Raw genomic sequence first — 24,424 nt, forward strand, 5'->3', positions numbered from 1 at the left:
AGAATTTCCAAAAGCGTATTTGGGAGGTGGGACCCTTCTATTCTACTGCGATTTACAACTTAGAACAAACGAAACTGCGGCTACGGTTCCCGCTTGGCCCGTAGCAGATCTATAATCCGGGAAAACCGTTGTTATCGATCGATTCGCTGTTTCCGGGACACCTGTGATTAACGCCTCTGAAGACCCCGCCACCAATGACACCATCGACTCATCCGAGCTGCAACGGCTGCTGAAACAAGGAATTCGAGGGGAAGTCTACGTCGATGATGTTAGTCGGGGCGTTTATGCGACCGATGCGTCGTTGTTTCAGATGTTTCCTCGCTGTGTGGTCGTCCCTCGGGATCAGGCGGATCTCTGCCATGCGATGAAAATTGCTGCGGCTCATAAGATCTCGGTGACGCCGCGTGGGGGGGCGACTTCCCTCTCTGGGCAAACCTATGGGCCCGGGATCATCCTGGATGTTTCGAAGTACATGAACCAAGTCCTCGCGGTCGACGTGCAGGCTCAAACAGCGAGGGTTCAGCCGGGCGTCGTCCGCGATCAATTGAATGCGGCGGTCGCCGCGGATCAATTGCATTTCGCTCCTGATCCCGCGACCGGTTCACGAGCCACGATCGGGGGCATGATTGGAAACAATACGTGTGGGACTAGGAGCGTCGTTTATGGAAAAACGATTGACCACGTCCTTGCCTGCCGGGTTCTGTTGGCCGATGGAACGGTTGCTGAATTTGAGCAAGTGGAACCAGCGGTTTGGCAAGCAAGAGCGGCCGGGGAAAATGTCTCGGAGCGAGAAGCCGAACTCTATCGCGGAGTGACGGAGATCATTTCGGAGCACCATGATCAAATCCTTCAGCGATATCCCAAAGTGCTGCGACGGGTTTCCGGTTACAACCTGGATGAATTCGTCGACGGCGCAGGCTACACCGGGACGATCGGCCCGCGAGCCGAACAGAACCAGGGGAAACGGCCGTGGAATCTAAGCAACCTGATTGTTGGCAGCGAAGGAACCCTTGGCGTGGTCCTGGAGGCGACCGTACGCCTGACGCCCCTGCCCCAAGCCAGCGCGGTTTGTGTGGTCCATTTCAGCGAACTGTTGGATTCATTGAAGTATGTCGATGCGATGCTCCAGCACGAACCTTCGACGGTTGAACTGCTGGACGAAACGGTCATGCGCGAAGCCAAGGTCAATTCGGCAACGCAGCATATGTCGCACTTTATCGAAGGGGATCCTGCCGCCGTCCAGATCGTCGAATTCTTTGGCCAAGACCTGCCCGAGGCACAGCGACGCTGTGAACAATTTGCGACCGCGATGAAAGAGGCGGGGATCGGTTATTCATGGCCCGTGTTGTCGAAGCCGTCGGACGTTCACGATGTCTGGGAAACGCGGAAGCTGGGACTGGGGCTGATTTCCAATGTGCGTGGCGCCAATAAAGGGCGAGATTTTATCGAAGACGCCTGTGTCCCGACCGCTCATCTTGCGGAATACATTTCCAAAATCCAACAGTTGTGCACCGCCCAGGGGATCACCCGTTTAAGCCTGTACGCTCACGCGTCGGTTGGAGTCGTGCACGTTGTCCCTGCGCTCGATCTGCATCAGCATGCCGAAGCCGAAAAGATGCAGGCCATCGCGGATCAGGCTTTCCAGTGGGTGATGGAATATGGCGGGTCTTGGTCGGGCGAACATGGCGATGGACAATTGCGAGGGCAATATTTGCCTGCCATGTTTGGTGACGATCTGTATGAAGCCTTCCGCCAAGTCAAAAGGTTATTTGATCCCAACAACCTGATGAATCCAGGGAAGGTAATCGATTCTCAAACCCTGCTGGATAATCTGCGATACCAGCCGCCTGGCTATGCAGAAGCTGCCGAAAAATCCGAACAGGCGGCACTGTATAAGTACGCGGACCAAGGGGGCCTGCAGTTGGCCGTCGAGCAATGCAATGGCGTGGGAGCCTGCCGAAAAATCGGGAGTGGCACAATGTGTCCTTCGTACATGGCGACTCGCGACGAACAGCATTCGACGCGAGGACGAGCCAACGCGTTGCGGTTGGCAATGAGCGGGCAGTTAGAGGCAGATCCTCTGGAGGGATTGGCGTCGGATGGGCTGCATGACGTGCTTTCTCTCTGCTTGGCGTGCAAGGCTTGCAAAAGCGAATGTCCGAACGCTGTGGATATGGCGAAGCTGAAAAGTGAGGCTTTGCAGATTCGCCATGACCGCAAAGGAATTTCGCTGGGCGCAAAAGTGTTGGGCCGGATGCCGGATGCCGCCAAGCGTTTCGCTGGCTGGACCGGGAACATCGCCAACCTCACGAATTGGATTCCAGGTGGTCGGGCTCTGTTGCAACGAATGGTTGGGATCGATCGTCGGCGTCCGCTGCCGACCTTTGCCACGACAACCCTTGCACAATCGCTTCAGCGGGATCCTGTTCCGACCGGTCGGCGAGACCGTGGGCGGGTCGTGTTGTTCGACGATACGTACGCCAACTACTTTGAACCCAACCTGGGGCGTGCGGCTATCGGATTGTTAGAAGATGCGGGATACGAGGTCATTCTGGCAAAGGCCGGTTGCTGCCAGCGAACTCGGCTGAGCAAGGGACTGGTTCGTGAAGCCAAAAAGTACGGCGTTGAAGTCTTTCGTCGGTTGGACGTTTTTGCACAACAAGGGTTGCCGATCCTCTGCCTGGAACCTTCGTGTGCCTCCGCGTTGGTCGACGATCTTCCCGATTTGCTAGACGACCGAGAACTCGCCCAGCGGGTGGCCGGACAGATTCAGATGCTGGATGGCTTTTTGGATCGTGAGGGAATCGAAGTCGAATGCACGGAGGAATCGATTCTGTTGCATGGACACTGTCATCAGAAAGCGACCTTTGGAACCAGCGCGATCCATGCCCTATTGGGAGGCCCCGAATCGGGATGCTGCGAAGAAGTCGATTCGGGGTGTTGCGGGATGGCCGGATCGTTTGGCTACGAGCACTACGACCTGTCGCAGCAAGTTGGTGAAGACCGATTGTTTCCGGCGGTTCGCCAGGCGGTTGCAGAGGGGCGTGCCGTGGTTGCTTGTGGCATTTCATGTCGGCATCAACTAAAAGATTGTTTGGGGGTGGATGCCAAACACTTCGTTGAAGTGCTCCGCATCCGGTAGATCCAGACTGGTTTTGGACTACATCGTCGTTTCACTACTTGGATAAAAACCATGCCGACTAAGTTCCTGTTGCCATTTTTGACGTCAATGTTGCTGTTACCTTCCACACTTGTCTTTGCTCAGGATCGTGCGGAAATCCCACTTTGGCCGGCTGCGGCTCCAGGCGAAACCGGCGACGTTGAGCCCGAGCATGCGCTGCCAAAGCGTGAAAACGAAAACCCGCCAAAGCTGCGGATCGGCAATGTGTCGAAACCAGTGATGACACTTTTCAAACCGGAGAATCCGGACCCCAAAGGTACAACCGTAATCGTTGCTCCCGGAGGCGGTTATTCGATCTTGGCTTACAGCCACGAAGGATCCGAAATCTGTGAGTGGTTGAATTCGATCGGAGTGACCGCAGTCTTACTGAAGTATCGAGTCCCACGGCGAAGCGAAGAAAATTTTCACGAGCTGCCTCTGATGGACGCTCAGCGAGCGATCCGGATGGTCCGATCGAAGGCAGCCGAGTGGAATATCAATCCAGACCGGATTGGAATGTTGGGGTTCAGTGCCGGCGGCCATCTGACGGTGATGGCGGGGACCAATGGTGGTAAAGCTTCCTACGAAGCGGTCGACGAAATCGATCAGCTTAGTCCTCAGCTGAATTTCATGATCCCCATTTATCCCGCTTATTTGTTGAACAAAAAAACGAATCAGCTGAATACAAACATCGTGGTCAATAAAGATATCCCGCCGGCATTCATCGCGATCACTTTTGACGATTCAGAGCGAGCCGTGGGAGCGGCGATGTTGTTGGTCGCGATGAAGAAGGTTGACGTGCCCTGCGAACTGCACGTCTATCGCAACGGGGGCCATGGGTATGGGATGCGAGCTTCAAAGAACGCCGTATCGAAGTGGCCTGAATTGTGCCGCGACTGGTTCGCAGCATCCGGTCTGATCGAATAAAAGAGCAGGAAGCGGGTGAAGTTTGTCGCCTTTCGGGTTCCCCCGTCCCTCGCTGCCCAGCGTGTTGGGATTTCGACAGCCTGCGGACTCCTCTCTGCTCTAGGCCCGAAGGGTCGACACAATCTCTGCCGGGGGTGAAGCCCCCGGAGCAGCGAAATATAAATGAAGAAAGTCTGGCTCCCCTCGCCCCTAAGCGAGCTCTTTGGGGCGTAGTAAATCTCTGCTAGCTCATTGCGTGATCTCTGCCTCTTTTTTTGATTTAGTGAAGCTTGCTTGGGGGAGAGGGGCTGGGGGTGGACTGTCAAAAATCATTGCGGCGTGGCAAGCTGCGTACACTGCAGCATGTCAGACAACCCGGATTTTGAACGCTGTGAAACCGTATTTTCACCAGCACTTTGCGGTAAAAACGACCGTGAAACACATCGGTTTTGTCGGGGTGCGTCCAGGTCGACACCGACAAGTTTTTGACAGTCCAGGCTGGGGGAGAGGGGGAGATTTCCAGGCGGCGATTTTGCAGCGAAGAGGCGGTTAAAGCCTAGGATTTCAAGCGGTTATGCCACGCCTTGCCCAACGCTGTCGGCCCCTCTCCCCCAAAACGAGCCTTTGAATCGACCTTAATTGAATTCGCTGGCGAACCGTTGATCCGGTATCAAATCTGTTTTAGGCGAGCTTGTCTTGAGGGCGAGGGGAGCCAGACTTACTTCACTTATAAGCCGCACGTCCCAAGGGCCGACACAAAGACAGAGGGTAACGCATCCACATGGCATAACTTCAAAATGCGTCAGCGAGGGATTGCAGAGCATGTTTTCCGGTCCCTCGCTGACGCAGCGGGTTGGGATCTTTGACAGCCCGCGGGGTCCTGACGCCAGCACATCCCCCGAAACAAAAACGCAATACCCAAAACCCTTCCGGTTGCAGGCATAAAAAAACGCCGACCACACAGAAGTGTGGCCAGCGTTTTTGGGTTCACTGCATTGAAATGCGGTGGATGCTTACAGTTTGGCGTCGGTGGCGGGAAGCTCACCTGCTTTGATCTTTTCGCCAAAGGCCTTTCCGTCTTTGCTTTTGACTGGAGCGACTTTCTTGAAAGCTTCCAGGATTTCTGCTTTTACCTTTTCGGGTTCCGCTTTGATGCGTTCCTTGGAAAAGTTTTCGGCGTCAAGGTGTTTGTGAAGGGCGTTGCCATACTCGTTGCGAGCTTCGTCCTTCTTTTCGCCTTTAACGTGGCAGACGTAGCAACCGGCTTTGCGGCCGGATCGCTTGAAATCTTCGCTGGCGTCATCACCCAAGTACTGGGCTTTCCACTGCTTGTTAAATTCACTGATGGCGTATGCTGGCGATCCCAGCATCATCAGGGTTAAGGCCATTAAAGCAAAACGTTTCATTCGCGAGTCCTCAGAGTTGTTTGGTGGGATAATCAACGGCTGGTTCGGAGATTTTATAATAGATCGCGATATTCGCGAGGCAATCCCCAAGTTAGCCAACTGCGATTAAATCTGCTGGGAGACCATTTGTCAAATTAGGTAGGATCGTCTGGTGGGGTCGTTGCACTAGGAAGTAGGGTCGGAAGAAGCCCTATATCAAATCCAGGTAAGACGGTCCCATCTTGAAGAAAATCTTCTGGGGTTAACAAATGAAGCGGTTTTTCGCTGGGGGGGGACGGCTGAGACCAGTGAATGATGGACTGCGGAGCCTGCTCTTTCATCCATGCTGGGGGGGTGTTGGTCGCTAAATCGGACAATCGAAAAAGAACGCTGTCGTCGGCCTGATCGTTTAATCGCACCATTTGGTCGCTATTTCCAGGGCCGCTGTCGTAGTGATTGCCGATTCCGCCAAGGAGCACAAAGGGGCCGTCTTGCAGATTGCTTAGCCCGTTGATTTCAATATGGCTGAATCCTGGAGCGGTTTTGAAGACCGAATTGGTGCAGACGCGGTCTAGAACCACTGGAATCGACCCAGAGGGGCCCAGGTTGACTTGTGCTAAGCCGGTAGGAAGCGAAGCGGTGATCTGTTTGAGGACCAGTTTCAGCTGAGTCCGCCCCGCTGGAGGCTTGGTGATCGCTCCGCCCGTTTCCAGCAGCCGCTGTGAAATCGCGGCCAGGCCATTTTCCCAGCGAAATTGTAACTGGGCGGCAACGTCCATCCGGATCAGTGTCATTTCTCCTCGGACAATGACGTTCAGCAGCTCGATCGCGACCAGCGGAGGGCTGGCAGCACTAACGGTCTGCTGATCTTCGGACGATGTGGGGACCGGGGTGATCCAAAATGCGTTGATCGGATCACGAAGAAATGTATTTTCGATCGTGATCGCACAGTTTTCAAATTGGACGCCTCGATTGGCGGCGATTCGAAAAAGAGCCCCACCATGGACGGCGTTGCTGGGAACTTTCCACACAAATTGTAGGTTCTCAAATCGCACGCGCTGCGATCCGATGTCGACCATCACCGCATGTTCCATCGCTAACAGTGGTGAATTTTCAAACTGGATCTGGCAACCAGGGTCACTCGCGGCGATGACCAAGTTGTTTTGTTCGATGACCAACGGTTCGGTGACGATCAGCCGTTCGGCAAGTTCAATCCGAGCGATCTTGTGTTCGTTTGCCAATGCCAATGCAGTGGCCAAATCGTTGGTTCGAAGTTCATCGGGCGTGGTGGCTGAAATCCCGCCGACGCGGATCCGAGTCGCGGTAAGTTCTGAGATCGTGCTGCTCATCGCCGCGCCACTGGGAAGGTTCTCTTCCAGCCGAGTCGTTTCGGGGACGATCCCAGGCGGGAGCGGGATTTGTTGGATGCTTGGAGGCTGAGTCGCTTCGTCGGACGATGATGGCGCCGGTGGTCCGACCAGCGGTTTCGTCGCTAACAGATCCTCACCCATGTTGCTGGGCTTTCGTAGCAGATCCGTTGCTGGTTGGTTTGTCTCTTTAGGACGCAGCGAAGCCATCCGCGTCGGTTCGCTGGCCATGCTGGTGGGGCGCGGCATGCTGTCGTCGACGGCGCTAACCGAAGAGAGCAGCTGTAGCCATGCGACGCTTAGAACGAGAAGAACGGCGGCGGTGATCCACGGCAGGTGGCGTTCCAAACGAGCCAGCCAGCTGCTGCCCGTGCTGATCGCGACGGTCGATAATCCCTGCGAACGAGTCAGGTTTTCGCGCCGTGCTAGTTCGGCCAGGTCGGAGATCAAATCGATTGGACGACGGTAGCGATCCCCAGGACGTTTTGCCAACATCTTGTGGAGAATGGAAACCAGGTCGTCGCTTACCTCTGGACGCACGTCCCGAGGATCCGGTGGAGGCGAATTGCCATGGCTGAGCAATTTTTGCAGGACCGTTCCACCCGGGTATGGCGGGCTGCCGGTCAACATGAAGTACAGTGTGCAGCCAAGGGAATAAATGTCGCTTCGCACGTCGGCGTCGCGAGGGTCGCGGGCCTGTTCCGGCGAAATGTAGTCGAACGTGCCCAGCGTCACGCCGCTGGCGGTCATGTCTCCGGAGACTTCCAACTGGAGCGTTCTTGCCAAACCCATGTCAACAACCTTCACCTGCCCGTCCGGGCGGATCAGGACGTTGGACGGTTTGATGTCGCGGTGAACGACGCCACGCAGATGGGCATGTTCAAGCGCTTCGGCTACCTGGCGGACGAAGTAGACCGCCTCGTCGATCGATAGGACCCCGTGGCGGTTAACCAAATCACGAACGTTCGTTCCTTCGATAAATTCGAAAACGATGTAGTGCCATTCATCGTGTCGGCCAACGTCGTAGACGCGAGCGATGTTGGGATGGTCCAGCTTGGCAGCACTCTGAGCTTCATTGCGGAACCTTCGCAGCAGATCGGGGTCTTCGCCGACGCGAGGGATGACCTTGATCGCGACCGTGCGGTCCAGACGCGTATCGTGGGCGCTAAAAACAGCGCCCATTCCACCCCCGCCGATCAAACTGTTCAGCTGAAAATGGTTCAGATGGTATCCCAGCAGGACACTCGCAATCTGAGCGGGCGTATGTCCGGCTAAAGGAGATTGCCCGTCCCCGTTCGCTTTTCGAATAACCGTCTTGGCGGCGACCAGATCGTCGATCGGCAAATCCGCAGCACTTCCCTGATCCGGAGGCGTTAAGTCTTGGCCCGGGATCTCTTCGGTGGAAGTATCCGCAGGGAGCGCAGGGCTTAGACGAGGCAGCACGGGTTTCGTGCTCTCGGTTTCGCTGCTGGCCGCGATTTCACGGTCCGGTTCCGAGTCCGGGCCTGGATCGTCAGCCGAAGAAGAGGGTTGAGTAGATGGATCCATACAATCCAACCTAACTGAGCCCTCCAGAAGGGTCAATCTTTTCCACTCCTCAATTAGGTGGATGCTAGCAGCAGTGGTCCGGGCGAGGTGGTGTTGCACGACTGGAACGATTGTGCTGATTTCCTGTGGGGAATGCACGCGTTGATCCTCCTGCAAGCGGTCGACGATCGGCGAAATCGGTCACTTTCAGACGGACGGGTAGCCTCGGCACACCCTCGGAGGCCTAGCGGAGAGGAGAACTTGTCGGCTGATTCGGCGACCCCCTGCAAATGGGTGCCAATCGGTTCGCCCTTGCGGCCAACCCCCGGAAAACGCTACAGGGCGTTTTTAACTCTTTAGAGATAGCATGATGCTTACGTCCCATAACAAACGATATCTGGTCCTGGGGATCCTGGCGGTATCCGGATTGACCGGCTGTGCCAACCGCGGCCGCATCCCTTTCTTTTCCCAAGCCCCTGAACCGGAATCACTGGAAACCGCTGAATCCAGTCCTTCTTACGCGCTTTCGGATACTTCTGAATCCTCCCCTGCGGCAGTTGCCGCCGCCGAGATGTCGATGTCCGATTTGGAATCGACCGAATCGCCCAAGGAGCAAGCTCCCGCCGATGTGCAGGTGAAAACCGTTTCGGCGACGATGGAATCGAAGGCGGAAGTCGCTTCGGCGGATCTAGAAAAACCAGCGGTCGTGTCACGGTCGATGATCCAGCCAACCCTGATAACGCTGCCCGAGGGCGCAGACCTCGAAGCCTTGGTGGCCGAAACAAGGGGGCCGGTCCTGATCGATTTTTACGCCGATTGGTGCGGCCCCTGCCGAACTCAAGGAAAGATTTTGCATTCCCTGGAATCCGAAGCGGCTAGTCGGCAAGGTCGGATTATCAAGGTCGATATCGAAGCGCACCCGAAATTAGCAAAACGTCTGGGCGTCAAAAGCCTGCCCACGTTGGTCATGATCCGTGACGGCGAAGTGGTCGAACGAAAAGTAGGCGTGACCGACAAAAAAACGTTGCTGAACTGGCTGAAGTAAATCAATCTGCTTGCCGCCCGCGCGATACGAGCACGAATCGCAAGTTTTGATGTTGCGCGTTTTGGAGTGGGCTACTTTGCTTCCGCCGGGCTTGTCCCGGTCCGGGGCAACAACTGGCAGCTACCCGCCATGCCTCTTTGCTCATTCATCTTTCTCCGCCAGCCCCAAATCGCCTAGGCGATTTGGGGCTGGCGGAGAACAGCCTTTTGATCGCCCGATAAGGTAGCTGCCAATTGCGAGTCCGCAGGGGCAAGCCCTGAAACGGAACTCTCGATACTTGGAGCTAAAAAGGTGCTGGAATAGCCGAATGATTTGAGGCATCCGCAAGAGTACGGTAATCAGGACGATTGACCACAGCAATCACCTCAAAAGCGCAACATCAAAAAGCGCAAGCGAGTGAATAAACGATTCTTAGCGGAACGGCGCGAGCCGTCCGGCCGGTAAACCATCCGGCAAGAGTCGCCCTTCTTATGTGGATATATTTCAAGCCCAGCGGTCTGGCAGATACTCGCCGCCCGCAAGAAATAAACGAAATACAATCACGAAGCGCCAGCGAGTGAATAAAAGATTCTTGACGCGGGTCCAATGTAATCGTTTGCGTGACTGTTCTGAATACTTGCTTGCGCTTCGTGCTTGTATTCGGATACGCGGCATATGTGAGGAGGTCCGCGTCGGCGAGGTGTTGTTGTCCCTTATAAACTTCGCATCCCGTGCGAAAGGCGACACTGAGGAACGCCCGCGTACCTGCGGAGCGGCTCGCGCCGCTCCGCTAGGATTGTTGACGCGTGCTTGCTCTACCGTCGATGCTTACTGGTTTGGATAAGGCTGCGGAGTCCAGGGGGCACCGTTTTGCGTTTGGTAGCCGGCTGGCTGATTCTGCCACGGTGAATTGTTTTGTTGCGGCTGCTGTGGCTGCTGAGTGTAGTTCGGCTGCTGTGGGTAATTGGCTGGGAAAGCCTGCGTCCCACTTTGTGGCGGGTAATTCTGTGGAGCTTGCCCGTTCTGTGCTGGGGGGTAGTTCGCGTTGTGACTGGCTGGAGCGTTGTAGTTGCCCCAGGGTGCATTCGCCGGGGCTCCTGTGTTCTCTTGGTAGCCCGCGTTCGAGGCGGCCTGACCAGCTTGTTGGCCGCGTTGCTCCAAATACTCACGCCCTCGATCGACCGCCTGTTGTGCATCTTGGCGGATCTCGTCGCGATTGATTTCTATCTTTGTTTGGTCGCCGTCACGCTCGATACTAAACCAACCGGCCATAAAGCCGATCACTACCAAGACCGCCAGCATCATCAACGTCCGTACCATGACCAACTACCGTTGCGAAAATTTTGAAACAAACTCAAATACAAAAACCGAACTTCGTCTGGCCTGTTAAAGAGTGGCCAGCCGCCGGGAAGAGTGTTTCAAAATTCATCGTCTGAGGGGAAGAGCAACTTCGAGGAAAAAATGGCTCGCCCTAACAAAACTGGAAGCAAAATTTGGTTTGCTAGCATCCCAAGCAGCATCGCTAACGACAGCAACGCTCCAAAAGTTGCGGTGGGGACGAAGTCGCTCCGAGTCAGGACCGCAAATCCGACGACCAAAGCTAGGGTCGCACAGCTGATCGGCCAGCTCACTTGCGATTGGGCTCGCAGCACCGCTCGCCCGGCACAGCGACCATAACGTTGACGGCTTCTCCGATAGGAAGCGAGGAAATGGAGCGATCCATCGATCGTTAATCCGATCGATACGGCCGCGATCATCGCCCCGCCCATGTTCAGGGGAATATTCAGCCAGCCCAATGCGGCCAAGGAAATCATCACGGGGAATCCATTGGCCAGCAGCGTCAGGGCCGCCCACACAAAATTGCCCGTTGCCCACCAGACGACCACAAATATCCCGATCGATGCAAGGCCCAGGCTGGTCCATTGGTCTTCCAGCAAGCTGTTAACCAGTCGAGCCAGAAGGACGTAATAACCTGTGACGCGTCCCGGTTCCGTAAATGCCGATTCCTCAAGTCCTGTTTGTTTGGGACGTTGCTGGACAGATTGCCATTCCGGACGATCGAGGTGTTGCTGGACGGTTTGTTGGACCGACCGGATCAATGCGGTTTTCGCTTCGCTGTTCAGGTTTTCTGGGCTGCGAAGCATCATCCGCAGGCCGTGATAGCCATCGTTCGAATCGGTTGGTGTCATCAACGCCGCCGAGAATTCGGGCATGATTTGAGCCATCCTCTGCAACCGGACGCTGGAGGGGGCCAGCCGGATCAGCGGGTTTTCGGAAAGCGCTGCCGCGGCGTCGGTGTCCGCCATGCTGAGTGTCTGCGTGACTCGAGCATTGGGGAAATCGGGGATGCGGATCGCTTGCAGGTCCACCTCTAGGTTGTGAACGCGTTTTAGGTCGGCGGTCGTTAACGGGCGATCGGGGATGGGCAGCAAAATATCCCACACGCCCGCGCCCCCAAATTGCTCTTCGACCAATTGGTAGGCCTTGGCGATCGAGCTTTCCTCGCGGAAGTTGCGAAGGAAATTTGTTTCGGCGCTTAATCGACTTAGACCGATTGCCGTCAGCAAACCCAGCAGGCACGTTCCCCACAGAATCGCTTGACGGTGTTTTAAAAGCCCGACCGTAAACCGCGATCCCCAGCGACCGAAACCGGCAGTAAACCGTCGACGCCGTTTTGAGCGGTTGGCTTGATGGGCGTGTTGGGGCGATCCTTTTCCGTGGGCGGTCTCCGGTTTTCCGGCACAAAGCCCCGCAGGGAGAAGAAAGAATAATACCAACATGACAACGCCGACCCCCAGTGTCATCAGCAGTCCGAAATCGCGGACGGGACCAACGTCGGCGGCCATCAGGGCGGCAAATCCAACCGCATCGGTGAACCCGGCCCACAGGATCGGAGGGAGCAAACGGGTCAGCGTTCGGATCGTCGCCGCTTGCCGATCCTCGCCGCGGGCCCTGCGTTTTTGCCACGCGACCGCGATATGGATCAAAGCGGCAACCGAAACGACAGTCAGGATTGCGGTCAACATCGAAGAGACCAACGACAGCTGCAGGCCCAGCAAAACCGCCAGCCCACGTGTGACGGTGGACGATCCCCAGATGGTTGCCAGTGCCAACAGGACCCAGCGGGGACTGCGAAACAGAATGAGCAGAACCACCGAAAGCAGCCAGATGGTGGTCGTTCCCAGCTGTTGACCATCGCGTTGGATCATCGTGTAACCCTCGCTGACCAAGACCGGCTGGCCGACAAGAACGCCTTTACCGAGCTCCGGCGGCAGGTCATTGGCGATTGCACGGAGGCTGGCAACCGTCGCTTCGTGGTTCGCTTGCACCCCGCCCGACCGTTTGTCCGGCGTTTCAGATGAAGGGTCTGCAAGTGGCTGGAGCATGACGACGATCGCGCCGTAGTTTTCGGCTTGATTGTGCGTGTAGCCGGCAAACATTTTGCGGAAAGCGATCGACGTCGGGCTGGTTTCCAGAATGGCTGGAGGCTTTTTCTCACCTAGCAACGCCATCCCAAACGACGAGATCCCACGCAGTTCTTCAACCGACTGGGCGACTTCGGCGATCGACAGCGTCGCTTGGACGCCGGGCACCGCTCCAACACGGTCGCTCAGCTTGGCCGCTCGTTGAAGCCCGCCGGCGGTGAATAATTGATCGTCGGGATAGACCAACAACACGATCGCGTTGCCGCCAAAGTGCTCGGCAAGATCTTTGTAGGCGACGACCGCTGGATCGCTAGCCGGGAACATCGATTCGATTTGCCGATCCATTTGCAGTCGACCGGCTGCTGGCAAAGTCACTAAATAGAGTACGATACCGATCCCCAGCAACCACCATCGCAAGGCAACCCACTGTCGGACCAGCGATTGAAGGGGAGTTTCTTGAAGCATGGTCCTCGTTTGTTTCCCCGTTGGAATTTCCTTTGAGCCCGTGGATGGCGATCCCGTGAAGAACGATCCCGCAACTAGTCAATCGGATTGGTCGTTTTCAAGTCTGAAGGTGTGGCGGTCTCTGTGGGGATTGTTGCTGGTCGCGTTGGTGATCCGAGGAGGAATCTTAGTCTCTCGTGTCGATAGTCTCCAAGCGGACGTCGATGGGTACCGCTGGATCGCAGAGACCTTAGCAGAGTATCAAGTCTTCGGAGTCGCTGGCGAGGAAGGCAATGTACGTGCGACGGCTTTCCGCCCTCCCCTTTATCCGTGGATGCTTTCCTGGTTGGTCAGCGATTCGCCCACCGACGCGGGAGCGACCGGGGAATCGAAACCGACGGTATCGATCTGGAGCGTCGTTTTGTTGCATTTGATTCTAGGCCTTTTGACGGTCGCTGGAACGTACCATATCGCCCGTGCCCTGCTTTCTCCGCTAGAGGCCTGGGGGGCGGGGTTGTTGGTCGCCATGGACCCCATCTTGTTGACGCAGTCGACTCAGGTCATGACCGAGACCTTGGCCACCGCGTTGGCGGTCGCCGTCGGGTTGGCGTGGCAGCGGCTGTTTTTGCCGCTGGAGTCAAGCCACACAGACGATCAGGCAGCCGCGAACAACCCGTTTGCCCGCCCGCGTTATTGGCTGGCAAGTGGCGGATTGGCGGTTGCGCTTTCGCTGGGATTTCTGTCGCGACCAACGTTTTTCGTGTGGGCGTTCTTGCTTTTGATTTATCTGGTTGGGGTTGCCGTGCGGAAGCGAGTCTGGTGGCCGGTGGTGACGGCCGCGCTGGTGGTTGCCGTCATGGCGTCCGTTATCGGAGCTTGGACGGTGCGGAATCAGCGGCAATTGGGGCACCCGGTTTGGGCGACGTCGCACGGTGGATACACGCTGCTATTGGGGAATAATCCGCTATTCTATGACTATCTTGAGGACGACCCGGAGCAACCCAATCAGACGGACGCCTGGGATGCTGAGAGGTTTCATCGTACTTGGGCCGGACGCTATCAAAGCGATCCCTTAGAGGAGGACTTTTGGAAATGGCCGCCAACCGGGCCGGTCCCCTCTCCACAGATTGACGATGAAGTCGCAGATGACGCGTTGGCCTATTCGGCTGCGAAGCAAACCATCCATCAGCGTCCAGCGATGTTTGCTTGGGCTTGTTGTGTCCGCGTCGCCCGTTTGTGGACGCCGCTGCCGCATGCGACTCCCGGACGGAGCCTTAATGCTGTCCGAGCCGTCGGAGGGTATTACTTCATCTTTTATGCGGCGATGCTGGGAGGCCTGTGCCGTTACGGTAGACGCTGGCTTCACTCTCCTTGGATGGCCGGGTTATTGCTAGCAGTGGCGTTAACTTGCCTGCATTCGATTTACTGGAGCAACATGCGGATGCGAGCGCCGGTGATCCCGTGGATGGCATGCGTCGCAGCCGCCGCCATCGGATCGAGAGAGCCGCGACGGTAGCGACGGCCGTCACGTAGCTGTGCTCGCCAGCGCCTGGGCAGTGCCATTCGGCCCTCTCCTAGCAAAAATTTTTCTGCGAAAGGGATCAAAAGCCTAAAAACAACGCAGATTTTAAGCTTGTGGGCAATCTTCGCTGGTCCGTATACTCCGCCGCGTCTGGGCTCCGATTTTGCCCGGATTTAAAACTGCAAGGATTGCAGGCTTATCACAAGCTCTTAAAGCAAGGATGTTAAATCCGTTGTCAGCCCTGCCGGCCGAACGGAACGATCGTGAAGTGGAAGGATGTAGCGAGCCCCGCTCGCCCACGTCCCTTTCCGCTGCGCGCCGTCGGTCTTGCCGGTCGCTGTTGGTGGCATCCTTGGTAATGATTATTGGTTGGCTGGGGGGGGCGGATGCCTATTCCGCCCGACCCGCCGAGACGCAGGCTGCTGGGCTTCGCGTTCGAGGGACCACGGTGTGGCGATGGCGCGACGGCGCGACAGACCTCTATTTTTTAACAGGCGATTGTGAAATTGAATCGAACGGTAAAGCGATTCTTGCCGATCGAGTCCTGGTGAAATTTGATCGACGCGGTGACGCATTTGATGTGGTGGCGTTGGCATCGGGATCGGTTCATGTCGATGGACAATCGCAGCAAGAATGGTCGCAACAGGTCACGCTCTCGCAGCGTCCTTCGATCGATGGTCTGCAGTATCGCGGGCGACCGGAGCAACCACTGGAACTGCTCGCCCGAATGACACAGCTGCAGGGACAGCCCATACAGGGACAGCCCATACAGGGACAACCGCACGGTCGATTCGGCCAGGTTCAACAAGCTCAGCTGATGACGCCCATTCCCGCAGCCAATTCGGCCGCCTATGCAGACGGCGGGGTCCAGCAAGCCGTTGGAATCTTCGATCCGGCTGAACCGCTGCAGGCGACCAGCCCTATTCGTCCGGTGCAATTTCAGCCGCCCGTCGAACGAGAGGGTCCGCTGGGAGACAACAATATGCGATTTTTGGTCGGCGGAGGTGCACTGGCCGTCGAAGTATTGCCACGAAACGCTTCGCTCCTTCCGCAGATCAGTATCCGCACGCGACCGCTTCCTGGCGAAACGCAGGGAGAATCGGTGATCATTGGTCGCGGAGGGGTGACGATTGCCATCAATGATGCACAAGCCGATCTGGGCGACAGGATCATTAACGTTGGTACGGTTTCTTTGTCCGCAGACCGAGTCGTCGGCTGGATGCCAAACTTAAGCAGTGTCTTAAGTGGTGGCGGTCTGGGGGCTGGGGATGGTGAACTGTATCTGGAAGGAGACATTGTCTTTCGGCAGGGAGACCGTGTGATCTATGCCGATCGGATGTACTACAACGTCACCCGCCAATACGGAATGGTGTTGGATGCCGAAGTCCTCACATCGATCCCCGAATATGAAGGGTTGGTCCGGTTAAAAGCGGATGTGCTTCAGCAGGTTTCACAGGGCGAATTTGTTGCCTTTGATGCCGCGTTAACGACCAGTCGGATGGGGGTTCCTCGCTACTGGCTGCAAAGTGAACAGCTCCGGTTAAGCACGCGTGAAGAGTTGGTCGTCGATGATGCGACCGGCCTGGGGACGATGACTCGCAGGAACCTGGTCAGCAGCAATCGGAATTTCGTCTATGCCGGCGGAGTCCCGTTGCTTTACTGGCCGGTCTTTACGAGCGATCTAAAGCATTCCAATTTGTATGTCACCGATATCAAAATCAAAAACGATAGTATCTTCGGGACCCAGCTCTTTTTGGACTTCGACTTGTTCCAGGTGCTGGGCGTCGACGATCCGCCTGATAATGTCGAGTGGACGCTGTCGACGGACTACCTTAGCGATCGTGGCCCCGCACTTGGGACCACGTTGGATTACAACGTCCCTAGCGTGTTGGGGATTCCCGGTCCGGTTAAAGGGATGTTTGATATCTGGGGGATCGATGATAGTGGACTGGATTATCTAGCAAACGATCGAAAGAACCTGGTTCCCCCGGTAAGCCTCCGAGGGCGAGCTCTCTTGCGGCATCGTCATTATTTGCCGAACGATTTTGAATTGATCGCCGAACTCGGTTTGATTAGCGACCGCAACTTCCTTGAGCAGTATTTGGAGCGCGAATGGGATCGCGACAAGGATCAAGACAACTCGCTCCGATTGCGCAAATATTATCAAAACAATATGTTCGACCTGAACGTTTCAGTTCGAACCAGTGACTTCTTCATGGATACCAATCAACTGCCACGCTTTGACCACTACGGTTTAGGCGGTTCGATTTTTGGCGACCGTCTGACGTGGTCGATGCACAATCAGATTGGGTATTCCAAGTTGGAGGTCGCCGACGCGCCGGAGGATCCTGTGGAATTGGCCAAGTTCACCTTGTTGCCAGGGGAAGTCCCCGCGGAAGGTTTGATCGCTTCCACGAAACAGGAACTCGCCGCTCCAATAAACGCAGGGGTGGTGAAAGTCGTTCCCTATGTGTCGGGTGAAGTGACCTATTACGGTGAAGATGTGAACGGCAATGAGCTGACTCGCTTGCTTGGGCAAGGGGGAGTCCGGACGACGTTGCCGATGTCCAAGCAGTTTCCTACTGTCCAAAGCAGTCTGCTGAATATCCGTTCGCTGGCACATAAGCTGGAATGGCGAGGCGATTTTTTCTATGCGGACAGCAATACCGACTTGGATCAAATTCCGCTTTACGACCAGCTGGATGATGATTCCCAGGAGCAGTTTAGAAGGCGTCTGATCTTTGATAACTTTGGCGGGCCGCCGCTGCCAACGCAGTACGACCCTCGTAACTTTGCCTTTCGGCAAGGCATGCAAAGTCACGTTACCAGCCCTAGCAATCCGATTGCTGACGATTTGATGCAGGTTCGGCTTGGTTTGAATCAACGTTGGCAAACGAAGCGTGGGCTTCCTGGGCGAGAACGGATTGTTGATTTGGCCATCTTCGATTTCGATGTCTTGCTGTTTCCAGAAGAGGATCGCGATAACTTCGGTGAGGTCCTTGGCCCGACTCGATATGATTTTCGTTACCACGTCGGAGACCGTGTGACCCTATTGTCCGATGGTTACTTTGACTTTTTCGAAGAAGGTCTACGCTCGGTCAGTGCAGGCGTTATGTCCAGCCGACCGGGACTCGGAGACATCTATGTTGGGTTCCTTAGTTTGGAAGGACCGATCAGCAGCAGTGTTCTTCGCGGAGCCGTTGACTACCGCCTAAACGAGAAATGGATCTTAGGTGCGGGAAGCACATTTGACCTCGGAGTGGTCGGGAATGTCGGTCAGAACCTAACGATCACAAGGATTGGCGAATCGGGATTGTTGCGGATGGGAATCAATGTCGACTCCGGTCGCGACAACGTCGGTTTCGTATTCAGCTTCGAGCCACGGTTCTGGCCCAAACGACGTCTAGGAATGTTAGGCGGTCAGCTGATTCCACCGCCCGGAGTCGAAGGGCTAGAGTAACGCGGTCATTGTCCATCCTAGCGGCGCGGCGCAAGCCGTCCGGCCGACGTCCTGTGTATGGGCTTGCTCTTTTTAGCCCGGAGGGCGGCAGATACTTGCCGGCGGCCTCAGCCGCCGGATTGCTTCCAGTGCATTGTTTAGCCCAGCGGGCGACAGAATTGGTGATGGAAAATTTCTTTCGCCCGCTGGGCTTTGCCATCTACTTTATCCCACCGGCGGCTAACGCCGCCGGCAAGTATCTGTCGCCCTCCGGGCTGTCTCCGCTTGGCATTGGAGACTTTCGATTGTCGAGTTAGGTTTGCTCGCAGTTTCGTCGACCGCTAAGAATCGGCCCCCCTCCTAGCGGAACGGCGCAAGCCGTCCGGCCGACGCGCTGGAACCCGCGCGCACCTGCCGGGCGGCTCGCGCCGCACCGCTAAGAAGATTGCCGGTCTACGTCACACTCCTAGCGGAACGGCGCAAGCCGTCCGGCCTTTCTTGCAGAGCGGTTTCCAGGCTGGAGACCTTGTACCCTTCCGTTCAGAAATTTAACGTCTCCACTTACCCTACGGGTCGACAAACCGAATCGGGACGGCGATCGTTTGTGCGACGGCGGTCTCCCCCTTCATCGCCGGCAGAAAATGCCAATTGCGGACCGCTGCGACCGCCGCGTTGTCCAGGTCCTTGTGGCCGCTCGATTGAATGACCTCGACTTTGTTTGCTTTACCCTTTGAGTCAACTTCGACGCGAAGGATGGTTCGACCCTGACGGTTTTCTAAGTCGGCGGCCGGAGGATAAACGGGCGGTGGATTGCTGGGAGCGGGGCGAGCCGGTGTATCGACTTGAGCTCCGCTAGGAGCGGACGTGGATGCCACCGTTGCCGGGGCTTCGGCGGCAGGCATCGATGCCTCGATTTCTTCGTGGGCATCCTGAGCCGCCTGCACATTTGCGTCGGCCACTTCGGCTTCCGAGTCGCTTTCCGGCATGGCTTCGACGATAGGAGGCGGTTCGGAATCCGGAATCACTTCGGGCCCCGGTTGCCCATTGGGGTCACCCTTGGGGACGGAGTCCACGGGAAGTTCGATTTCCGTAAACGTCATAGGGAGCAGGACGGCCGGCAGTTCGGCCAGCAGCGGTTCGATTTCGCGAGGAGCTTCGCCGCTTGTTTCCAGAGTCGGCGGAGGGCTGGACGAATCGGATTCAGGATCGCCCCATGGAACGAGAACCGCCGTCGCCGCCGAGGCCGTTACCTGGGCAGCAGCCAATTGGATCACCGCTTGGCTACCCGTTTCCCCCGGAGTCACCGGAACATCAATCGATTCACGAACACCAATCGAAATACCCAGAATAGCCGCAGCCGCATGCAGAATCAGGCTGGCACTCCAAGCGCTCGCCCCATGCCCAACCGTCGGGCTGATAGGGCCAGTTTCAAGTTGCAACGGAACGATAAACGGAGATTCCATGAAGCGATTTTAGCAACCAACGACAAGGGCGGAGAGGGGGGCGGAGGGGGGGAGACACGGAGACACGGAGACACGGAGACACGGAGACACGGAGACACGGAGACACGGAGACACGGAGACACGGAGACACGGAGTGAAGGAGTGAAGGAGTGAAGGAGTGAAGGAGTGAAGGAGTGAAGGAGTGAAGGAGAACGCGGTCCTCCAGCTCCCAGCTCCCAGCTCCCAGCTCCCAGCTCCCAGCTCCCAACTCCCAACTCCCAACTCCCAACTCCCAACTCCCAACTCCCAACTCCTTGTCTCCCAAACTCAATGCCGAAGTGTCCAGGACTCCTGCCCATACCTCTCCTCGGTCAACTTCCTGATTCGCTCTTCCAGTGTGCTGGGTAGCGGTTCGTGGTCTTTGCACAGGGGCTCTTGGGCTTCGAATTCTTTTGCTAGGTGCGTTCGTAGTGAGTTGGCGTTGGCTGGGACGTTGGTGATGAAATCTCGGTGGGAGCGCTCTTGGCGGTAGGTTGGCTGCCGTGGCGCCGTTGCTAGACACTCCGCGATCAGGCCTAGGTCGCTCGCCAGCAGGATGGTGCCGTGATACAGCACATGGTGACGCGTGATGCGTAGGCTGTTCCCTGAAAACTTGCGATTCTGGTAGGTCAGATCGCAGATGCCTTGGAACTGCAATGCCTCCTTTTGGTCCGAATCTACCGATTTTTGAACTCCAGCGAGGACCCGCTGCATAACATGGGAGTGCAGGTGGTTCAGTTGCCGTAGGTGTGGGTTCGGTCGCAGGTCGATCACCAAGCTGTACATCAAACAGCCCGGGCCCCCCATAACGGTTGCCCCTCCACTGCAGCGGCGGAGGATCGGGATTTGCTGCGAACGGCAGTGCTCCAGCTGAACCTCTTCCGTCGCCTTTGAGCCTCGCCCGACGACGACCGTTGGACTGGCGAACTGCCATAACCGGAGCACCGGAGGGATCTCGTCCGCCTCGGCAGCTAGTAATAAGGCCTCGTCCAACGCCAGGTTGGACGCCGGCGAATCGAGGGAGCGTTCCAGCAGTTGTGGCATCGTAGGCGTCAAACGGGGCAGGAAATGGTTGCTTTCTCGCAACGTCTGTTGCAAAAACGCAACGGTTGTAGCGATGAATAAACAGTTCAGGAAAGATAGTGAAAGGTTGTTAGGGGGGCGGTTGCGAAAGTGCCCTTTTTCCCAGGAATTTTATCAATTTAGCTAAAGCATTGAAGCTACATTAGTTGAGACGCGTGGTAAGCGTTAGTGGCATTTGCACATTCGCTTGCTCGTAACCAAAATAGAACAGCTCGTCAGAGGTAGGAAACCTTCATGCGAAATCTTTTGATTTCCTTTTCCCTCGGACGTGCTGATGATTCAGACCATCAAGATGATTTCCTTTTCGATTCAGATGATGAAGCACGTAACCGTGAGGCAGGATATGGAAAAAAGTAGTCACTACCGACAGCTGCTTGGAACCGCCGCGCTGCTGGCAAGCGTTTCCGGCGGCGAATTGCTCGCTCAGGACGCATGCTGCTTTCAGCCTGCTTACCAGTTGAAGTGCGAAACCGTGATGGAGCCACAAACGGTGGCTCGGTTCCGGCTGGAGTACGAAACCGAAATGGAAGAGAAGGAGATCGTCTCCTATCGGCCCGTGTTGAAGACTCGCGTCGAACAGCAGACGCATCGAGTCGCTCGCCCGGTCACCAAGACGACCTATCGCGAGGAACGCTACTTCGTTCAACGCCCGGTCTTGGAAACCAGTTACCGCGACGAAACGGTCACGCAAACCCGTTATGTCACCGAGACCGCCGAACGGGAAGAACAGGTCACCAGTTATCGACCGATCACCGAAACGCAGTACCGTGACCAGTCCTACACCGTCCAGCGCCCGGTCACCGAAACGCAGTACCGCGATCAGTCCTACACCGTCCAACGCCCCGTCGTTGAAACGCAGATGCAGACCCAGCAGTACACCGCGCTCCGCCCGGTGACTTCTTATCGTCCGCAGACCGTCGATGCTGGCGGTTATGTCGCTCAGCAAGTCGTCCAGCCCGGTTCCGTTCAATACGGAATGCAGTGGGCTCCAGGGACCGGTTACACACCCGGCCCGTTTGGGATCTTCGCTCGACGAAATCCAGGCGGCCCCGTTTGGACGCCTCAGGTCACTCCGCCAACCGTCCAGACGCAGTTGGCTTATCGGCCTAACTTCATCACTCAGCAAGTGCCGCAGACCACGTACGTTCCTGAAGTCGTTCAGCAACAGGTGCCCGTTCAAGTCCAACGCATGCAGACCGAAATCGTTTCACAGAAAGTTCCTGTGGCGGTGACGCGAATGCAGACCGAAGTCGTGAACCAAAAGATTCCTGTTCAGATCACCCGGTACGAACCGGTCACCGAAGTTCGCAAGATTCCTTACCAGGTTCAGCGTCCTGTCACCGAAACAACCACTCGCAAGGTTCCCGAGCAAAAGTATCGCTGGGTAACTGAAGAGAAGGTTCGCAAGGTGCCCGTGACGACGACCGAAATGGTCTACGAAACATCTAGCAAGCCGGTTGAAGTTCAGTACTACGAGAACGAACGAACCGTCCAGCGAATTCAGGTCCCTCGCACCAAGCAGGTTTGGAAACGCGTCGAAGAACAACGCATGGTCCCTCGCCAAGTCGTGCAGCGGATTCCATACGGATATGTCGATCCATTTAGTGCTTCGATCGTGCATGGCTACTCATCGTTTGATGATTCCGTCAGCTCATCGATGATCGTCAATCCTCCCCCACCGCTACCCGTGCCGGATCCAAGTGCCAGTACAGGGGACGCTAGTTCGATGAAGCCGGAAACCAAACTGAAGGCTGTTGAAGTGAATCCAAGCGGTTCAGAAGACAGCCCAAGCGATGCCAATGATTCCATTTTTGGCGAAGAAGGGCCCAGCACTCCTTTGGATGAAGCTGGCGACGGAGAGATGGATCTTGGTTCGCCAGGGGGATCCGCTGCCGATCCTAGCGACGAAGACGAAGTCGAAGTCCCATCGTTGGGTTCGCCTGCCGTTCATCGGATTCGCTTATTTCGAGCCGATTCTCAGCCTCGCGAAGCCTAATCGGATCATGGTTCGCAGGCGTCCGAAAACGCTTGCATGTTGCATGATTCTCATTCTTTCGTAACACTGCCAAAGGGCTTGTGAACGACGTCTAAAATTTCTAGACGTCTGCCACAAGCCCTTTGTTCTTTTTGACGTTACTGTTTGCGAGTTTCCGATGACCAACGAATCAGAATTGCCGATCGAAATCGATGTCCAGGAAGTCCAGCGGCTCCGCGATGCAGGCGAAGCTTTCCTGTTGCTGGATGTCCGCGAACAGGATGAGTACGCAACGGCTAGGATCGAAGGGGCCGTCCTGCTGCCGCTAAGCGAACTGCAAGAGCGAGCCAAGGAATTGCAGGAACGCCAGGCCGAGCGTGTCATCGTCCACTGTCACCACGGCGGCCGAAGCCTGCGAGTCGTTTCGGTGCTGCGTCAAAGCGGTTTCAAGCAAGCACAAAACATGACTGGCGGCATCGAGCAATGGAGCCAAGAAATCGACTCCACCGTCCCACGCTACTAGCTGCCGCATTGTCGCCTTTCGCGCCGCGAACATCAATTGTTTTGAAGTGATTTTTAGCGGAACGGCGCGAGCCGTCCGGCCTCGCGTCGTCGGACCATTCTCACCGTTTCGCGACAATTGAGACCGCGCAGGGGTACAATCGGCGTTCCCCGCGAAAGTGGCGTCTTCAGTAGCATACCTGCCAGCCAGCCAAGCCGATCCTGGCAGCCCCTAAGCCTATAAACGCGACGTCAAACCCCACTTCTGGGCATGCTCCGGCGGGTTCATAACCGGCAGCTACCCGCCGCAAGACTGTCGTCCTTTCCCCAAAAAACGCAACGCATCCAAGCCCATGGCCCAGAAGAAGCCCAAATTCTACGTCGTCTGGCAAGGCCGGTCCCCGGGCGTCTATGCGACTTGGGATGCATGTCAGAATCAGATCAGTGGTTTTTCCGGGGCCAAGTACAAATCTTTTCCATCCCGTTCGGCCGCCGAAACCGCATTCAAGCAGGCAGCCGACCAGCACTGGGGTAAAGGCGGATCAAGTCGGTCCAAGAAATCGACCCCGGTCGTCGATTCGGACGATCTGGAGGGGATGGGGGTCGACATGACGGCCTGGGCCGTCGACGCCGCCTGCAAGGGGAATCCGGGCGAGCTGGAATACCAGGGCGTCGATTTGGCTTCGGGAATCAACCTGTTTCACAAAGGGCCCTACGAAGAGGGGACGGTGAATATCGGCGAATTCCTAGCGATTGTGCATGCTTTGGCGCTCCTGGATCACGCGGGGCACTCGCACACCGCCATTTACTCCGATTCGCGGATCGGGATCAGCTGGGTCAAGCAGAAGAAGTGCAAAACCAAGCTGCCCCGGTCGCCAATCAATGCGGGGTTGTTTCGGTTGGTTGATCGAGCCGAAAAGTGGTTGGAATCGCACAAATTTCAAAACCGGATATTGAAATGGGAAACCAAGCACTGGGGAGAAATCCCCGCCGATTTCGGCCGCAAGTAAGTCTCCCCTGCCCTACTTGTCAAACTTTCCAACGATGATTAACTTTTCAGGCTAACCTGCGGATGTGGCGGAATTGGCAGACGCGCTAGATTCAGGTTCTAGTGCCCGCAAGGGCGTGGAGGTTCAAGTCCTCTCATCCGCACTAGTCTTTTAAAGGGTTCAGCGTAATATTCGT

14 protein-coding genes and 1 tRNA gene are annotated in these 24,424 nt (G+C 56.3%); 9 read left to right on the forward strand and 6 right to left on the reverse strand.

Annotated features, from left to right (window positions below):
- Positions 1–163 precede the first annotated feature (163 nt).
- A complete protein-coding gene (locus FF011L_RS00550) occupies positions 164–3,142 on the forward strand; it encodes an FAD-binding and (Fe-S)-binding domain-containing protein (protein ID WP_145349462.1) in 2,979 nt (992 codons plus the stop codon).
- Between the two features lie 51 nt (positions 3,143–3,193).
- On the forward strand, positions 3,194–4,087 hold the full coding sequence (locus tag FF011L_RS00555) for an alpha/beta hydrolase (protein ID WP_145349463.1): 894 nt from the start codon (positions 3,194–3,196) through the stop codon (positions 4,085–4,087).
- 992 nt (positions 4,088–5,079) lie between these two features.
- Here FF011L_RS00555 and FF011L_RS00560 read toward each other — a convergent pair.
- Both FF011L_RS00560 and FF011L_RS00565 read right to left on the reverse strand, forming a co-directional pair.
- Positions 5,080–5,472, reverse strand: a complete 393-nt coding sequence (locus tag FF011L_RS00560) for a hypothetical protein (RefSeq protein ID WP_145349464.1) — start codon at positions 5,470–5,472, stop codon at positions 5,080–5,082.
- Positions 5,473–5,606: 134 nt separating this feature from the next.
- Positions 5,607–8,366, reverse strand: coding sequence for a serine/threonine protein kinase (locus FF011L_RS00565; RefSeq protein ID WP_145349465.1), 2,760 nt, complete (start codon positions 8,364–8,366; stop codon positions 5,607–5,609).
- A gap of 349 nt (positions 8,367–8,715) precedes the next feature.
- Between FF011L_RS00565 and FF011L_RS00570 the strand changes: the two genes are divergently transcribed.
- Positions 8,716–9,390 (forward strand): thioredoxin family protein, encoded by a 675-nt coding sequence (locus FF011L_RS00570; RefSeq protein WP_218932912.1) that lies wholly within the window; start codon positions 8,716–8,718, stop codon positions 9,388–9,390.
- Between the two features lie 807 nt (positions 9,391–10,197).
- Here FF011L_RS00570 and FF011L_RS00575 read toward each other — a convergent pair.
- The gene (locus tag FF011L_RS00575) at positions 10,198–10,689 is read right to left on the reverse strand and encodes a hypothetical protein (protein ID WP_218932913.1); all 492 of its coding nucleotides are present in this window, start codon (positions 10,687–10,689) and stop codon (positions 10,198–10,200) included.
- Between the two features lie 98 nt (positions 10,690–10,787).
- Positions 10,788–13,259 (reverse strand): efflux RND transporter permease subunit, encoded by a 2,472-nt coding sequence (locus tag FF011L_RS00580; protein WP_145349467.1) that lies wholly within the window; start codon positions 13,257–13,259, stop codon positions 10,788–10,790.
- Positions 13,260–13,314: 55 nt separating this feature from the next.
- On the opposite strand from FF011L_RS00580, the gene FF011L_RS00585 reads away from it, so the two are divergent.
- Positions 13,315–14,754 carry a glycosyltransferase family protein gene (locus FF011L_RS00585; protein ID WP_145349468.1) on the forward strand — a complete coding sequence of 480 codons (1,440 nt, stop codon included), beginning with the start codon at positions 13,315–13,317 and terminating at the stop codon, positions 14,752–14,754.
- Positions 14,755–14,992: 238 nt separating this feature from the next.
- Positions 14,993–18,220 carry an LPS-assembly protein LptD gene (locus FF011L_RS00590; RefSeq protein WP_145349469.1) on the forward strand — a complete coding sequence of 1,076 codons (3,228 nt, stop codon included), beginning with the start codon at positions 14,993–14,995 and terminating at the stop codon, positions 18,218–18,220.
- Between the two features lie 545 nt (positions 18,221–18,765).
- Here FF011L_RS00590 and FF011L_RS00595 read toward each other — a convergent pair.
- Both FF011L_RS00595 and FF011L_RS00600 read right to left on the reverse strand, forming a co-directional pair.
- Positions 18,766–19,662, reverse strand: a complete 897-nt coding sequence (locus FF011L_RS00595) for an energy transducer TonB (protein WP_145349470.1) — start codon at positions 19,660–19,662, stop codon at positions 18,766–18,768.
- Positions 19,663–19,968: 306 nt separating this feature from the next.
- Positions 19,969–20,724 (reverse strand): lipoate--protein ligase family protein, encoded by a 756-nt coding sequence (locus FF011L_RS00600; RefSeq protein WP_145349471.1) that lies wholly within the window; start codon positions 20,722–20,724, stop codon positions 19,969–19,971.
- A 313-nt stretch (positions 20,725–21,037) separates the two neighbouring features.
- Here FF011L_RS00600 and FF011L_RS00605 point away from each other — a divergent pair, with 313 nt between their 5' ends.
- The 4 genes from FF011L_RS00605 to FF011L_RS00620 all read left to right on the forward strand — a co-directional run bounded on the left by FF011L_RS00605 (position 21,038) and on the right by FF011L_RS00620 (position 24,391).
- Positions 21,038–22,759 carry a hypothetical protein gene (locus FF011L_RS00605; protein ID WP_246109648.1) on the forward strand — a complete coding sequence of 574 codons (1,722 nt, stop codon included), beginning with the start codon at positions 21,038–21,040 and terminating at the stop codon, positions 22,757–22,759.
- A gap of 157 nt (positions 22,760–22,916) precedes the next feature.
- Positions 22,917–23,261 carry a rhodanese-like domain-containing protein gene (locus FF011L_RS00610; RefSeq protein WP_145349472.1) on the forward strand — a complete coding sequence of 115 codons (345 nt, stop codon included), beginning with the start codon at positions 22,917–22,919 and terminating at the stop codon, positions 23,259–23,261.
- A gap of 331 nt (positions 23,262–23,592) precedes the next feature.
- Positions 23,593–24,249, forward strand: coding sequence for a ribonuclease H1 domain-containing protein (locus FF011L_RS00615; RefSeq protein WP_145349473.1), 657 nt, complete (start codon positions 23,593–23,595; stop codon positions 24,247–24,249).
- 58 nt (positions 24,250–24,307) lie between these two features.
- Positions 24,308–24,391 (forward strand) — tRNA-Leu (locus FF011L_RS00620).
- The last annotated feature ends 33 nt before the right edge of the window (positions 24,392–24,424 follow it).

The sequence above is a fragment of the Roseimaritima multifibrata genome (genome assembly GCF_007741495.1).
GTDB classification, from domain to species: domain Bacteria; phylum Planctomycetota; class Planctomycetia; order Pirellulales; family Pirellulaceae; genus Roseimaritima; species Roseimaritima multifibrata.